Consider the following 15,559-nt stretch of genomic DNA (forward strand, 5'->3'; position numbering starts at 1 on the left):
AATTTTCGTTCGCAAATAGCAAAGGCGGGAAATTGTAAAAATTTCCCGCCTTTGACCGTATCAAATTTAATAATAACGGAACACCGCGACGACTTTCCCGAGGATCAAAACGTCTTTCGTGTAGATCGGCTGGTAATCCGGATTTTCCGGCTGAAGGCGGATCCTGTCCTTTTCGCGGAACAGACGCTTCACCGTAGCCTCGTCTTCGATTAGGGCAACCACGATTTCCCCGTCGAGCGCGGTCGGCGTTTTCAGAGCGACGACGATATCGCCGTTCAGAATCCCGGCGTCCTTCATGCTTTCCCCTCGGACATTCAGCGCAAAATATTCTTCATCGCTGTGACGGGCGGGTGAGAAGGGGACATAGCCCTCCACCTCTTCGACAGCCAGAATCGGCTGGCCGGCGGCGACCTTTCCCACGATGGGGACCTGTATGGTGCTCTGTTCCCCCGCAAGGTGAATTGCGCGGTTCAGGCCCGCGTCACGGCTGATATACCCGGCGCGTTCCAGCGTTTTCAGGTGAGCGTGTACGCTGGAGGTCGACTTCAGCCCGGTTGCGCTGCAGATTTCGCGCACAGTGGGCGGAAGCCCGTTTTCGGCCCGGCTTTTTAAATAGTCATATACTTTTTGCTGGCTTTTGGTTAACATTCCGCAGCCCTCCCGTGTATTTGGCTTCTGCAAATATTATAGCACATTTTTGAAAAAAATCAAACAAATGTTTGGAATATTAAAAATTCATAAGATATTCATAGCTATGTAACAACTGAATCCCGCCATGCGATATAATATAGACGTAATCAAGGATATGGAGCCGCACCATTACTTGATACATGTTCTACCCTCCTCAATATACCCCTCAAGCTAATGAAAAAGGACCTGGTCGAAATGGATTAGGTCTTTTTTCTTTTTTTATTTTTATGATAAAAATGTTATCCCCCGAATATAACGTTTGATTTATGGCCAAAATATATTCGGAGGTGGCACGAATGAGTAATTTACATCTGCTAAACAACAAATCACAAAAGAATAACTCCAAGGGATTTTATATCGCGCTTGGCGTGTGCCTGATTGCGGTTGGTGTTGCGGCCTGGACCACTTACGACAGCGTGGTCAACTATGCTTCTCCCGACGAAGGGGCGACAAGCAGCGCACAGGTGCAGCATACGAATGAAACGGTAAGCGGAATCAAGGTCTATACGGGAGACGAAACTTCTTCCGCAGAGGAGCCCGCCCAGTCGGAACCGGCAAAGGAAGAGCCGTCTAAGGCTCCGTCCCAGGCGCCGTCTGCTCCGCCGTCGTCCGCCGTACCGGCCAAGCAGACCGCAGCCAGCGTTCTGACCTTTGCCAGCCCGGTCGAGAAAAACGTTACGCTGAAATTCAGCGGGGAAAATCCCATTTTCTCAAATACGATGAAGGACTGGCGTGTGCACAACGGCACCGACTTTTCCGCTAAGGAAGGAACCGCCGTCAAGGCGGTCGCGAACGGCACGGTAAAGAATGTCTATACGGACGACCTTTACGGGCTGACGGCTGTGATTCAGCACGGAGATTACGAAACCTATTACTGCGGTTTGGCAGCGGCGAGCGTCAAAAAGGGAGCGGCCGTCAAACAGGGTCAGCAGGTCGGAACGGTCGGAACGGTTCCGTGTGAAAGTGCCGACGCATCTCATCTGCATTTATCAATGAAAAAGGGTGGAAAATATATCGACCCGCTTTCCATTATTAAATAACTCGCCCCCGACACTGTAAACGATTAGGGGCAAAATCACAGCTGCAGAATGAATGGTTCTGCAGCTTTTTTGTGATCTCCGTTTTTTTATTTGTGAAATCCGGCTTTCTGTGCTATAATAAGACCGAAAGTGGTGGATCCTACAAAAAATGTCGAATTTTTATTTAACACTTTGTTAATGATTTATACACTTTCTGTTACCACAACGGCAAGAAAATCAAACTATACTGAGTATGGTTGGAAAATACGTAATTCGGAAGGGAGGCACAGTATTGAAAGACAGGAACACAACCCTCGTATGCGTTACGGGTCAGCGTGACTGTGACAGACTGATTCGGGCCGGCAAAAAAATTGCCGAAGAGAGTTCCTCTTCTTTACAGGTACTCTGCGTGCAACCAACCTCTGCGGGATTTGAGACCAGCTGTGAAGAGCTCGAATATCTGCGTCAGACGGCGCGTGACGCACAGGCGGAAATGACCGTTTATTTTAACGACGAAGCGGCCTTGATCGCGGTAGGGTTTGTAAAACAAATCGGTGCGATCCATGTTGTAACGGGAATGGCGGAGGCACCGGTCAACGGATTTGTAGAAATGATCCACAAGCTTTTGCCCAAAATTCCGATCTCAATGGTGGCAAAAGACGGAACGATTTATAATATTTGTCCATCGGGAAAAAAACAGCAGACTGTTAAACTGGCAGTCCAGAATTAGTACATAGCCGGGCGCCGGGGATTACACTCCGGCGCCCTTTTTCTATGTTTGCTGCCTTTGTTTCGGTACTGAACGGCTGTAAGGGGCAGAAAGGACTTGCAAATTGTTACAAAAATGTTTATTATTATAAATACATTTGTTATTTTGAATTGCAGGGTGATTGTTTGTATAAGGCATGTATTTTTGATTTGGACGGAACGCTGGCCAATACGCTCGCTTCCATTGCCAATTTTGCCAACACCGCGATGGAGCGGTGCGGATACAGGCCGATTGAGGTGGAAAAATACAAGTATCTCGTCGGGAACGGAACGGACAGGCTGATGCACGCTATGCTTGACACTGCGCCGGGCGCGCAGGGATATACGGAAGACGACGTCTGCACAATGAGGCAGATTTACGATGAACTGTATGAAAGCGATCCTACTTGTCTTGTCACGAATTACAGCGGGGTGCAGGATACGCTGAAAAAACTGAAAGCGAAGGGAATCCGCATGGCGGTGCTTTCCAATAAGCCGCACAACTGCACCACTGCGATTATCGACGCGCTGTTCCCGCAGGGAACCTTTGACCTGTGCTACGGACAGCGGTCGGAGGTGGCCCGCAAGCCTTCCCCGGAGGGCGCGCTGCTGATCGCGGACGGGCTTGCCGTCAGCCCGGAGGACATCCTCTACATCGGGGATACAAATACGGATATGAAAACCGGCGCTGCCGCGGGAATGGATACGGCGGGTGTCCTTTGGGGATTCCGGTCCGAGAAGGAACTGAGAGAAAACAATGCGAAATATATCGTCGAGAGACCGGAACAAATTTATGAGATTGTTGCTGGTTGCATGAGGTGATTGATGAAGTGGCTGTTAAACCTTCTTAAGACCGAGAACCGGCTTGGCTTCCGGGTGGTAAAAACGGGGATCGCCGTTACCCTTTGTGTGGTGATTTCCGCCCTTTTAAAGCTGGACGAGCCCTTTTTCGCGGTCATTGCCGCCGTCATGACGATGGGAAAATCCATCGATGCTTCCATCAAAATGGGGAAGAACAAGCTGATCGGCGTGCTGATCGGCGCGGCGGTCGGCTATGGCTTTGTCATGCTCTCGCCCGGAAACGCCGGGCTGTGCGGAGTGGGGATTATCCTTACGCTGTATCTCTGCCATCTGTTTAAGCTGTATGGCGCGGCCACCCTGTCCTGCTTTGTGTTCGCTGCCATGATGTTCCGCATCGGCACCGCCCTTTCCTGTATTGCGGGCAGCGCGATCGGCATTGTGATCGCCATTCTTGTCAATCTGGTGATTATGCCGCCCAACTACGCCGAAGAAATCAAGAAATCCTTTGTCCATCTGCGCAGTCAGGTGGACCAGGCGATGGAGAGCGCCGCCTCGTTCTGGCAGATCGATACCTTTGCGGTGGACAGCGCGATCCAGAAGCTGAGCTACAATGTCAAAATGTACATTGCTCAGGCAAAATTCCTGCGCTGGAACGACGACGAGGTTTTCGGCATTTCCTGTAAAATCTCCACTTATGAAATGATACTGGACGAGCTGAAGGCGCTGGAAGTGATGGAGCTGACGGAAGATTCCGTAAAACCCGGTGGCGAAACGGAGATTGTTTACCGCTACCATATGGACAGGATGCAAAAGCTTTACGAACATGCGCTTTCCGAAACGGAGGAAGCCAATAAAAAATGACCTGTGAAGGTCATTTTTTTTTGCTTATTTGACTGTTTTGGCTGCGGCGGTCATCAGGGCGGAAGCGATCTGCCCGGCGGAACTGATGCCGCTTCTGGAATTTTCCACTACGACCGCGAACGCAAGCGGCGTTTTCTCGTTGGAGGAAAAGCCGACCATCCAGCCGTTCGGTTTTTTCCCGCCGCCCACCTCCGCCGTGCCGGTTTTGGCGCAGACGGCAAGGCCGGGGAACAGGCCGTCGCCGTAATAGCTTGAAACGTTGTAGCGCATATATTCTTTCAGCTTTTGCGCGGTGGTGGCTTTCAGAAGCCGGTCTCCCGTCCAGGTATGCCCGCTGCGGACGGTCAGGCCGAACGGAGCCGTAATGCCGTTGATAAGATAAGGCTTGACCGGTACGCCGTCGTTGGCGATTGCGCCCATCATCACCATCATGTGGAAGGGATTGGTCAGGTCGGTGTATTGCCCTACACCCGACCAGCCCAGCTCGTTGGCCGCGGCGCCGTCCACCTTATAAACGCTTTTGCTGGTGGAGATGCCGTCCAGGTCGAAGCTGCGGTTAAAGCCCATGGAATTTGCCATCTCGGTCATTTTGTCCGCGCCAAGCTCAACGGCGATCTGTGCGAACGCCACGTTGGAGGATTTCGCCAGCGCGTTTTTAAAGCTGAGGGTGCCGTAGGAAGCGACGTCGGTAATTTTATTGCCGTTAATGGTAATGCTGCCGTTACATTCCCAGGTGCGGCTGTCCAGATCGGGAATGCTTTCAATCGCCGCGGCAGAAGTCACCACCTTGAAGATCGAGCCGGGGGTATAGGTGGAGGAGAGCACGCGGTCAAGATAGACCCCGTTGTATTTTCCCGTTTTGTCCGTATTCAGGTCCTTTGGGGGATTGGAAGGGTCGAAATTCGGCGTGCTGACCGAACAGAGCATTTCGCCGGTCTTGTAGTTGTAAAGGACGACCGCGCCGCTGCTGCTGCCCAGCTTTTGAAGCGCGAGTTTGCACAGCGCGCTGTCCAGCGTCAGCTTAATGTCGCTTCCCCCGCTTTTCCCCGTGGGGGAAGCCAGTCCGGTAATGGGATTGTACCCCGAAAGCTCGGAACGGTAGTTGTACTGGATTCCGGTGGAAATATAGCCGTTGCTGTCGCCTACGGTGTGGAGCATCGCGCGGCGGACGGTCTCATCGCTGTTGTATACCCGCTTGCCGTTTTCGCTTTTGGCAAGCACGACGTTGTTCCGGTCAAGGATTTTTCCGCTGTTGGCGAGCTGGCCGCCGGTCGTCAGATGCTTGTTGAACGGCTGCATGGCCCAGCTGCCGCCTTCCGTGGCGAACCCGTACAAAAATACGCCGAGACCGAACAGGAACGCCATGCCCAGGATATACAGGATTAAGGAACGGGAGCCTGTCGTTTTCATCAGCTTTTCCTCCTTGCCGCGTAGGTGCGCTCGTCGCTCGCCTTAATGAAGGCGAGCAGTCCCCAGACCGCCACCATACTGGAGCCGCCCAGACTGATAAAGGGCAGGGTGACGCCGGTCATGGGAAGTACGTCCGTCGCGCCGAAGACGTTCAGGCAGGTCTGGAACAGAAGCATGCCGCCCGCCGCGCACGACGATATGGAATAGAAGGTGGAGCGGCTGCGCGTAACGTCCGAACGGGCGTAGAACATCAGAAACGCAAGCGTCAGCACAATCACAATCGCCAGCAGCAGGCCCAACTCCTCACAGACCATGCCGAACACCAGGTCGCTGGTGGAAGCGAACACGCTTTTCAGAGAGCCGTTCCCGATCCCCAGCCCGAACAGTCCGCCGCTCGCGGAGTAGCTCAGCACGCGCGTCTGCTGGTAGCCGGATTCGTTCACATGCTCCCAGACGTGCCGCCATGCCTCGAACCGCTGCGCGACATAGGGCTTGAATTTTAAGATCAGGAAAGCGCCGAACACCGCGACCGCGCAGATCAGCGCGATGGTGCGCACGCTTCCGGAACGCATGAAGGCAATGATGAGAAAGGTCACGAAAAAGACACAGGCGGTGCCGAAATCGCGCATCAGGAACAGCGCGCCCATGCATACGGCGGAAAACCCGATAAATCCCGTCAGGTTCTTTGCCGTCTGCAGCCTGTCCAGCGTGGAGGTGCCGACAAAGATAAAGGCGATTTTAATAAACTCCGACGGCTGTACGCTGACGGGGCCCAGGCTGATCCAGTTGCGGGCGCCGTTGTGTTCGCGGGCCAGCACAAGGTTGGCGGCAAAAAGCAGGACGGCAAAGATCCCGATTGCCAGACGCCAGCGCATCACCCGGTCAAGATCGCTGAGGAACCAGATCATGATGCAGAATAGGAGGACGCCCCCGAAGAGCGCGCCGAGCTGCACGTAGGTGTTTTCCACGCCGGTGCCGGAGATTAAAAGGATGCCGATTCCGCTCAGCAGGAACGCGATGGTTTCCAGCTCGAAGCTGACGTGCCCCAGCCCCTTCATGGAAAACAGGTACAGCAGCCATTCCATTGCGAAGATCGCGCCGAACGGCACAGCGGGCAGGTAACTGAATTTCCCGCCCGCGAAGCATGCCTGTACGCACAGGAGCAGCTGAATCAGGGTGGTGGCGGCCAGCAGCCCGGCGGGGGACGCGGCGTGCCGCATCTTACGCTTCTTCGGCTGCTTGCTGTTTTTGATATCGCTTGTCCGCTTCAGCATCAGCGCGGTGGAGCCCATGGCGATGGAATCGCCCGGCAGGATCTGCATCCGGTCCTTCACCTTTGTGCCGTTGACAAAGGTACCGGACTTCGACCCGGTGTCGGTGACGATCCAGCCGCTTTCCCGGCGCATCAGCACCGCGTGGTCGCGGCTGACGGTGGGGTCGTGCAGAACAATGTCGCAGCTTTTGCTGCGCCCGAGCGAATTTTCCCAGTACAGCACGGGGATGACTTCGTGGGATACCATGTCCTCCAGAATTACAACGGGGTCTTCTTTTCTGCGCCCGCGTTTCATGGACGTAAAGCATTTGCTGATCACGAGTATGGAAATCAGCGGGACAATGATTCTGAAAATATATAGCACCAAATTAATGATGTTTTGAATAACAGGATTGTTCAGCGCCAAAAAAACGCCTCCTTCCGGTTGGCGGGGAAATATCCGCCTGAGGATAGTATTTCCTTTTCTATTATACAATTATTTACCGGCAAAGTAAACGGAGGGAACGCACCGTTCCCTCCGCCGTTTCTCAGTTATTCCGTTATCCCCAGTTCCCGCATGAATTTCAGAAGCCCCGCTTCAAAGTGGACGCCGTACCGCGGGTCGGTTCCGGCTTCCCTTGTGCGCCGGATGCATCCGGCGGTAAAGTCGACCGCAGTCTGCAGGGCGATATCCAGCTCCATGCCGTTCAGAAGCCCGGACAAAAGCGCGCTGGCAAAGATATCCCCCGTACCGTAGTAATTTCCCCTGATCTTTTGCGAGAACGCGTAGCTGACCGCGTCCGTGTTCCGGTTGTACCCCGCCGCGCCCAGAAGGTCCGGACTGAACCAGACTCCGGTGATGACGACCTGACGCGGCCCCAGCCCGCTCAGACGCCGCAGCAGATTTTCAACGTAATCGCGCGTGTAGGGGCCTTCGCGGTACTTTTCGCCCAGCAGAAACGCCGCTTCCGTGAAATTCGGCACGATCAGGTCGGCCTTTCTGCACAGGTTCACCATTCCCTCGGCCATTTTGGGGGTAATGGTCCGGTACAGCTCGCCGCCGTCCGCCATCACGGGATCAACCATAATAAAGGTATTCTCCGTTTTGAAGGTATCGAAAAAATCCGATACGATCGAAATCTGCTCATACGATCCCAAAAAGCCGCTGTAAAGCGCCTCAAAGCTCAGGCCAAGCTGTTCCCACTGCTTTTTGAACCCGGGCATATCGTCCGTCAGGTCGCGGTAGGTAAAACCCTCCAGATCCCCCGTATGGGAGGAAAGCACGGCGGTCGGGACGGGGCAGACTTCGATTCCCGCGGCGGAAAGAATAGGAAGTGCAACCGTAAGGGAACATTTCCCGAATCCGGAGATATCGTGAATCGCTGCGATTCTTTTTTGTTTGTTCATTCGATCACCTCACAAGTATTACATTAATCATATGGAAATTCGGGGTGAAAAATGTAAAGCCGCAGAAAATCACAGCATTAAATTTTATTGGCAACCTCGCCCGCATGCTTGTAAATACTCCTTGCGGGAATAAAGCCGCGCACCATGGAAAGCGGGTAGACGGTGCTGTCCTTGCCCACGACGGTGCCGGGGTTCAGGACGGAGTTGCAGCCGACTTCCACGCGGTCGCCCAGCATCGCGCCGATCTTTTTCAGCCCGGTTTCGATGCGGTCGCCGTCCGCGCTGATGACCACGAGCGTTTTGTCCGATTTGATGTTGGAGGTAATGGAGCCCGCGCCCATGTGGGATTTGTAGCCGAGAATGGAGTCGCCCACATAGTTGTAGTGGGGAACCTGAACGCTGTCGAACAGGATGACGTTTTTCAGCTCCGTGGAGTTGCCCACGACGCATCCGGCGCCCACAAGGGCGCTGCCGCGGATAAACGCGCACTGCCGGACCTCGGTGTTCGGCCCGATAATCGCGGGTCCGTTGATATAGGCGGAATCAAATACCCTTGCGGTTTTCGCAATCCATACGTTCTCGCCGCGCCGGTCGTATTCCTCAGCCGGAAGCGTCGGCCCCAGTTTTAAGATAAACTCGCTGATTTCCGGAAGCGCTTCCCAGGGGTAAGTCAGTTTGCCAAGCAGCGGGGCCGCGGCGGTGTGGGTCAGATCATACAGACAATGAATGGATACTTTGTCAGTCATTCTAAAATGCTCCTTCGTTTCTGTTTAATAAATCCATTATATTTTCATTTCACCGCCAGGTCAATCATAGAAGGTCATTTTATGAGCTTTTTTATTTTCAGCAGGTCGCCGGTCTGCAGGCTGCGCCCGCTTCTGTCCGCGCCGCTTCCGTCGCTGATCTTTGCCGCTTCCAGATACGGCCCGGAGAGGGACGGCGTATCCCCCGCGCCCGTTTGGATAAAGTATTCGTATAGCAGGCGGCAGTCGTAGTCCGTCACGGTCCCGGAGCCGTCCAGATCGCCGGGGATGACCGCGATGTAGGCGCCGGCCGTTTTGTCGCCCTGCATGGTGACGATGGTCTGGCCCGTGCCGATATTTCCGCTTTTTATTTCTTTTTTGTCCGCCGTAAAAACGCGGAGGCTCTGGTCCGGATTGATTTCGGCTATCTCGCTTTGAAGGGCCTCCAGCGTTACCGGGCCGGGGAAATCGTAATTTTCCATGACGGGCGGGAGGCTGACGGGAATTTCATCGGAAGGGGAGGAGGACGGCGAAGAGCTGACGGGGTCCGGGGCGCCGGATTGCGGCGCCGAAGAGTCCGGCGCTTCGGAGGAAGGAGAGCTGGATTCCGGGTCGGGGGGCTCTGCGGTGATGGTTTCATCGTTACGGCCGTTAAACAGAAAGAAGGACGCCGGCGTGCCTGCATCCAGCTGCTCACCGCAGGGGACGGTGACAAGCGTTACCCTTCCCTGCGCGTCCGCGCTGAAATCCCGTGAAAAGTCACAGCTGACATTCAGAATATTGTTGACAATACATTTGCCGTTGTTTAAATCAAGACGCCCGATTACCGCGCAGTTCGCGGCACTGGAGGACATTCCGGCAAGATACAGGTAATTTCCGGACAGACAGGCGGCTTCATATACGAATTTAATAGTGGTCGGTACCCGAACAGAGCTGTAATCAAGGTCCCCGTTGCTGTCAAGGAGCGCGGCACGGGTGGAGGAGGCGTAGGAGCTGATCAGTACGAAGCCTGTTTCCGGCCTGCGGAAAAACCGCTGGTTGTCCGGATAATACAGGTCGGAATCGATTGTACTGATGTCGGGATAATCCTCCGCGTAGCAGGACAGGGCGGCGATCATCGGCATTAGAGCCGCGGCGCACACGCATATGATGCAGAGCATAAGACGTTTTTTTCGGCGGTCTACCATATTTCTACACCCCTCGACATTTAATTTCATAACAGCATTATACAAAATATGGAAGAAGGGGAGGAATAATGTGAAAATTTTTCAACGAATCCGTATAAAAATAAAACAGGAACCGGCGTGCACCGGTTCCTGTTTTTGGGGAGGAGTTGTATTGAAAAGGTCGTGACAAATCCTTGCCACAGTCTTGTAATCAGATCGGATACGGTCCCATTTCTTAGTTCCGTGATTTTATTATAGTACCCGTGTTTCCAAGTGTCAATCACTTCACAATCGATTTGTCAAGAATCTCTTTATTGTATAAAACGTAGTTTTTTGTTGGTGCAATTTAGTTATTATTGACGATAAATTTTCGTTAATTATCGAAAAAGCATCATGCGGAATTTTTATGACCGTTATTTGACTAATCCTGGACGCCGGGAATCTTCGGCAGAGAATCAAATCCGGGCTGCAGATCCGCGTCCGTTGGGATGTAATCCGTCATGGTGTGCTCCAGATAAGCGGTGTACGCGGCCATGTCGAAATAGCCGGTTCCGGTTAGTCCGAACAGGATGGTTTTTTCCTCGCCGGTCTCTTTGCATTTGACGGCTTCGTCCATCGCGCAGCGGATGGCGTGCGCGCTTTCCGGGGCGGGCAGAATGGTTTCCAGCTTGGCGAACTGTACGGCGGCGTCAAATACCTTGGTCTGTTCCGCGGAGCGCGCCTCGTCGAGGTAGCCGTCGTGGTACAGCTTGGAGATGATCGGGGACATGCCGTGGTAGCGCAGGCCGCCCGCATGGTTCGGCGAGGGGATGAAGCCGCTGCCCAGCGTATACATTTTCGCCAGCGGGGTGACCTTGCCGGTGTCACAGAAATCGTAGGCATAGCGGCCCCGGGTCAGGGAGGGGCAGGAGGCGGGCTCCACGGCGATAAAATACGGGTTCTTTCTGCCGAGCAGCTTATCCTGCATGAACGGCGCGATCAGCCCGCCGAGGTTGGAACCGCCGCCCGCGCAGCCGATGACGATATCCGGGTATTCGCCGAGCAGCTCCATTGCCTTTTTAGATTCCAGGCCGATGATCGACTGGTGCAGCAGCACCTGGTTCAGCACCGAGCCCAGGACATAGCGGCAGTTGGATGTCGTCGTAGCCTTTTCGATCGCCTCTGAGATCGCGCAGCCGAGGCTGCCGGTCGTATCGGGGTCCATTTCAAGGATGGCGCGGCCGACCTGAGTGGTGGAGCTGGGGCTGGCGACCACATTGGCGCCGAAGGTCTGGATGATCGCCTTGCGGTACGGTTTCTGCTGAAAGGAGGCCTTTACCATGAAGACGTCCAGATCGATTCCGAAATAGGCGCACGCTTCCGCCAGCGCGGTACCCCACTGGCCGGCGCCCGTTTCGGTCGTCAGGCCGGTCAGACCCTGCTTCTTCGCGTAGTAAACCTGGGCCACGGCGGAATTGAGCTTATGGCTGCCGGAGGTGTTGCCGCCCTCAAATTTATAATAGATTTTCGCCGGCGTATCCAGATGTTTTTCAAGCGCATAGGCCCTGTTGAGCGGGGAGGGACGGTACGCCCTGTAAACATCCAGAATCTCTTCCGGAATATCGATATAGGGGGTGGTGCTGTCCATTTCCTGCTTTGCCAGATCCTCGCAGAAAATGGGGTAAAGCTCCTCGGTGCGGATGGGCTTTAAGGTGCCGGGGTTCAGCATCGGGTCCGGCAGGGATTTCATGTCCGCGCGAAGATTGTACCATTGCGTGGGCATCTGCTCCTCGGATAAGATCATTCTGTGCGGGATGTTTTTCATGATGATTCTCCTTTCAGATCAAAAATAGTATGGACGAAAAAGAGTATAAAAAAACGCTCTTGCCCCTAAAACTTAGGGACAAGAGCGATTGCTCCTGCGGTACCACCCAGATTGCGCGAAAGCGCCTCTTTTTCCGCGCACCAGCATGCGCGCTCCCTTGGTAACGGGCGGAGTTCCCGTCAGCGGCTACTTGTTTCCTTTCGCGCTGCCCTCGTAAGTCCATTCGGCAGGCCCCGCCGTACCGCAATCACACCGCCTGCGGCTCTCTTTTCCGGCGCTTTGCCTGTTTACTACTCTTACTCATCGGTTTCGTATCTTTTGCACTATTATATTCGAGTATCTGCGCCTTGTCAAGCATTGTTTCAAAATTCCGCGGATTTTCGCCGGTATTGTATTTGTGAGGGTATAATGCTAAAATAATGGGATGAATAAGGGTGGCGGAATCCATTCGATTTTACGGGGGAGAACATGGATATTAAAAAGAACGAAATTGTGGATATGGAAATAACGGGCTATACCGCGGAGGGAAACGGCGTCGGCCGCTATCGGGACATTGCGGTGTTTGTGCCGCTCGCGGCGGCGGGGGACAGGCTTCGTGTAAAAATACTGAAAACGGCAAAAACCTATGCGTTTGGCCGTATCGATAAAATCGTGACCGCTTCAAAGGATCGGGTTCCGCTTGACTGCGCCCAGTTTGCGCAGTGCGGGGGCTGCGTGTACCGCCATATCAGCTATCAGGCGGAGCTGGAGGCGAAGCAGCAGCGCGTGCGGGACGCCCTTGAGCGTATCGGCGGCTTTCATGGGCTGGAAATCCGGCCGATTGTCGGCGCGGAAAATCCCGACCGTTACCGCAACAAAACGCAGCTTCCTATCGGGCGCGGCCCGGGGAACGAGGTGCGGATGGGCTTTTTCGCCAGCCACAGCCACCGCATTATCCATTGTTCGGAGTGCCTTTTGCAGCCGGATGAGTTTACCGCCGCCATGGAGGCTTTTCAGGAGTGGGCGCGCCAGAGCGGAGAGGATATCTACGACGAGGAAACCGGCAAGGGAAGGCTGAGGCACCTATACCTGCGCCGCGCGGGCGCGACAGGGGAAGTGATGGTCTGTGTGGTCGTCAACGGCAACGGGGTGCACTTTGAACCGGAGCTGGCGGAAATGCTGAGGAAAAAGGTGCCGGGCCTGAAAAGCGTCATCATCAATGTGAACCGGGAACGCACGAATGTGGTCCTGGGACAGAAATGCCGTACCGTCTGGGGCAGCGATTTTATTACGGATACGCTCTGCGGTCTGCATTTCCATATTTCTCCCATGTCGTTTTATCAGGTCAACCGTGACCAGGCGGAGCGGCTCTATACGCTTGCGGGCGAATATGCCGGCCTGACCGGAAAGGAAACTCTGCTGGACCTTTACTGCGGGACCGGCACCATCGGTCTTTCCATGGCGAAAAACGCCGCGCATGTCGTCGGTGTGGAGATCATTGAGCAGGCGGTGGAGGACGCGAAAAAGAACGCGGAGCTGAACGGAATCACCAACGCGGAGTTCCTTTGCGCGGACGCCGCGAAAGCCGCGTCGATGCTGAAAAACCGCGGGACCCGCCCCGACGTGGTGGTCCTCGATCCCCCGCGCAAGGGCTGTGACGCTTCCCTGATCGATACCGTCGCCACCATGGCGCCGCAGCGCGTCGTCTATGTTTCCTGCGACCCCGCCACCCTTGCGCGTGACCTGAAGCTCTTCGCGCAGAAGGGCTACGGGCCCAAGGCCGTTACACCCGTAGACATGTTCCCCCGGACTGCGCATACAGAATGTTGCTGCTTGCTTGAACGTATGTCAAGCGCCGAAAATAAAGGAGTTTAATAGGACCTCCTGTCATAGTTACTCTTCTATGATAGGAGGTCCTTTCGTCATTGTTCCGTAATGAAGCTTTCTACATCGTAAAGCCGTGGCGCCTTTATTCCGTACTTTCTGGCATCTGTAATAATTTCCTGCACAGCATAGCCAACTTTAAAGTGGTTATGCGCCACAAGCGCATAGGACATGCTTTTCGGAGAAAAAACAATGTGGCTCATGAGAAAACCAACGACTTTCGGCGGCAGGCCGCTCAACACTTTTGTCAAAAAATCAAGTTTTGAGCCCTTTGCTTTCAAAACAGGGATCATTTCTTTTAAGTTCCGCCCTAATCCGTCAAGCGCTTCGCGTAAGGAAATTACTTTTTCAAAACTGCCGCTTTTTAATACTTCGACTTCCATTGCAGCGTTGAACGCGAAGTGATTCCAGAGCCAACTTTTTACATCCTTTTGAACCATTATCTTGAAGCCCGCCCCAACAAAAAGCTTACGAACCTCTAGATCCCTTTTGGTAGGCTCGGGTTCAAATGTTCCAAACTGAACCGTCTTGTAAAGCCCGCCGTAAAGCGTGTTTCCTTCAAACCCGCCCCCGGCACCTGGGAAGCCATAAACAATTTGACTGAGCGGAATCGGCTGAACAGCCGATTGAGGGTCTTGCCAAAAGTTATTGAAAAAAAGAACAGTCGCATTTCCAACTCGCGGCGCAAGGTATTTTACCGCACTTGATACCTGCTCGGGGTTGACGCTCATAAAAATGAGGTCATAGCCGTGATTTTTGCTTATTTCTTCATGTGTTACAATAGGCCATTTTTCTTTGACCAGCCGGTCTTTCTTGGTTCGCCTTGCATCCCATATTTCTAAGTTTACATGTGAGCCATATTGTGCCTTTCTGCCTTCACGAACATAAAACTCAACGGTATGTCCCGCATTTTCAAACGCCCAGGCGTACTGCGTTCCTATAACACCTCGGCCAAAAAATAGTATTTTCATTAAAGATTCCTCCATAATAATCATGTGTTGACTTCTCAACGAGTGTTTGATATTCTTAGCATACTGATTTGTGGATAAGACTTCAATAGTTACAATTGTTTCAACTGTTGAGAACTCAACACATTGTTCTAATTTGTTGAATATCGGGAGGAAAACTTTTTGGATAGAAGAATACAAAAAACAAGGCAGTTGATTATGAGTACCTTCATCGACCTTTTGGCTGAAAAAGGATTTGAGAAAATAACCATCAATGACATTGCCGAACGCGCAAACATAAACCGAGGGACTGTTTATCTGCATTACGCGGATAAATTCGATTTGCTTGACAAGTGCATTGAAACATATGTTGAGCTGCTCTTAAATCACTGTGCCAATAGTGCTGATACCAATCTAGACGCAAGTGCAATTCAAAGAATGTTTGAATATTTGGAGAAAAATTTTACAATATACAAATTGCTTCTTAGCAATGAGGGCTTTGGATTTTTCCGCAGCCGCTTATATGCCATTATTGCGCAAACAGTTACCGAGGTTATCGGTATAAAGTCAGAAAACCACGCATTTTCAAATGATGTAGCCACTCATTTTTTGACGTCCGGGTTTATTGGCGTATTGGAATGGTGGATCAATAATTCTATGCCCTGCAATGTTCAGGAAATTACTGAGCAGCTTATGTTTTTGTTAGAACCATACACCAAGCACCTTGTATCACGCTAATCTAAATTTGCAGATAATATTTTTACTTTTAACTTGAATTGTAATGCGAAAGTAGGCACCTGATCGACTAAAAAAGGCCTATCCAGGCGACTTTGTCCGAAATACAGGCTT

14 protein-coding genes are annotated in these 15,559 nt (G+C 52.9%); 6 read left to right on the top strand and 8 right to left on the bottom strand.

Annotated elements, in window-relative coordinates:
* Positions 1–66: 66 nt before the first annotated feature.
* Positions 67–648, bottom strand: a complete 582-nt coding sequence (gene lexA / locus LY85_RS13590; protein ID WP_038322427.1) for a transcriptional repressor LexA — start codon at positions 646–648, stop codon at positions 67–69.
* Positions 649–986: 338 nt separating this feature from the next.
* On the opposite strand from lexA, the gene LY85_RS13595 reads away from it, so the two are divergent.
* The 4 genes from LY85_RS13595 (at position 987) to LY85_RS13610 (ending at position 4,118) form a co-directional block, all read left to right on the top strand.
* Complete coding sequence (locus tag LY85_RS13595; RefSeq protein WP_141827069.1) at positions 987–1,730, top strand: M23 family metallopeptidase; 744 nt, start codon at positions 987–989, stop codon at positions 1,728–1,730.
* Between the two features lie 271 nt (positions 1,731–2,001).
* Positions 2,002–2,439 carry a hypothetical protein gene (locus tag LY85_RS13600; RefSeq protein WP_243122564.1) on the top strand — a complete coding sequence of 146 codons (438 nt, stop codon included), beginning with the start codon at positions 2,002–2,004 and terminating at the stop codon, positions 2,437–2,439.
* A 164-nt stretch (positions 2,440–2,603) separates the two neighbouring features.
* Positions 2,604–3,278: an HAD family hydrolase gene (locus LY85_RS13605; RefSeq protein WP_141827071.1), complete on the top strand. Its 675-nt coding sequence runs from the start codon at positions 2,604–2,606 to the stop codon at positions 3,276–3,278.
* Positions 3,279–3,281: 3 nt separating this feature from the next.
* Positions 3,282–4,118: an aromatic acid exporter family protein gene (locus LY85_RS13610; RefSeq protein WP_141827072.1), complete on the top strand. Its 837-nt coding sequence runs from the start codon at positions 3,282–3,284 to the stop codon at positions 4,116–4,118.
* 24 nt (positions 4,119–4,142) lie between these two features.
* Here the strand turns inward: LY85_RS13610 and LY85_RS13615 are convergent, their stop codons facing one another.
* From LY85_RS13615 to LY85_RS13640, 6 genes are all read right to left on the bottom strand, one after another.
* Entirely contained in the window at positions 4,143–5,528 is a 1,386-nt protein-coding gene (locus tag LY85_RS13615) for a penicillin-binding transpeptidase domain-containing protein (protein ID WP_141827073.1), read from the bottom strand.
* Entirely contained in the window at positions 5,528–7,207 is a 1,680-nt protein-coding gene (locus tag LY85_RS13620; RefSeq protein ID WP_243122565.1) for an FtsW/RodA/SpoVE family cell cycle protein, read from the bottom strand. Before LY85_RS13620 ends, LY85_RS13615 begins: the two co-directional genes overlap by 1 nt.
* 125 nt (positions 7,208–7,332) lie before the next feature.
* Positions 7,333–8,187 (bottom strand): pyridoxamine kinase, encoded by an 855-nt coding sequence (locus LY85_RS13625; protein WP_141827074.1) that lies wholly within the window; start codon positions 8,185–8,187, stop codon positions 7,333–7,335.
* A 77-nt stretch (positions 8,188–8,264) separates the two neighbouring features.
* Complete coding sequence (locus tag LY85_RS13630) at positions 8,265–8,933, bottom strand: UDP-N-acetylglucosamine pyrophosphorylase (protein WP_038322433.1); 669 nt, start codon at positions 8,931–8,933, stop codon at positions 8,265–8,267.
* A 74-nt stretch (positions 8,934–9,007) separates the two neighbouring features.
* Entirely contained in the window at positions 9,008–10,117 is a 1,110-nt protein-coding gene (locus LY85_RS13635; RefSeq protein ID WP_141827075.1) for a hypothetical protein, read from the bottom strand.
* A gap of 400 nt (positions 10,118–10,517) precedes the next feature.
* The gene (locus LY85_RS13640; RefSeq protein ID WP_141827076.1) at positions 10,518–11,900 is read right to left on the bottom strand and encodes a TrpB-like pyridoxal phosphate-dependent enzyme; all 1,383 of its coding nucleotides are present in this window, start codon (positions 11,898–11,900) and stop codon (positions 10,518–10,520) included.
* Between the two features lie 468 nt (positions 11,901–12,368).
* Between LY85_RS13640 and rlmD the strand changes: the two genes are divergently transcribed.
* Positions 12,369–13,754 carry a 23S rRNA (uracil(1939)-C(5))-methyltransferase RlmD gene (gene rlmD / locus LY85_RS13645; RefSeq protein WP_141827077.1) on the top strand — a complete coding sequence of 462 codons (1,386 nt, stop codon included), beginning with the start codon at positions 12,369–12,371 and terminating at the stop codon, positions 13,752–13,754.
* A 47-nt stretch (positions 13,755–13,801) separates the two neighbouring features.
* Here rlmD and LY85_RS13650 read toward each other — a convergent pair whose 3' ends face one another.
* The gene (locus tag LY85_RS13650) at positions 13,802–14,734 is read right to left on the bottom strand and encodes a 2-dehydropantoate 2-reductase N-terminal domain-containing protein (RefSeq protein WP_141827078.1); all 933 of its coding nucleotides are present in this window, start codon (positions 14,732–14,734) and stop codon (positions 13,802–13,804) included.
* A 159-nt stretch (positions 14,735–14,893) separates the two neighbouring features.
* Here LY85_RS13650 and LY85_RS13655 point away from each other — a divergent pair, with 159 nt between their 5' ends.
* The gene (locus LY85_RS13655; RefSeq protein WP_243122566.1) at positions 14,894–15,448 is read left to right on the top strand and encodes a TetR/AcrR family transcriptional regulator; all 555 of its coding nucleotides are present in this window, start codon (positions 14,894–14,896) and stop codon (positions 15,446–15,448) included.
* Positions 15,449–15,559 lie beyond the last annotated feature (111 nt).

This window comes from Clostridium sp. KNHs216, from assembly GCF_006714885.1.
Lineage (GTDB): Bacteria > Bacillota > Clostridia > Oscillospirales > Acutalibacteraceae > Caproiciproducens.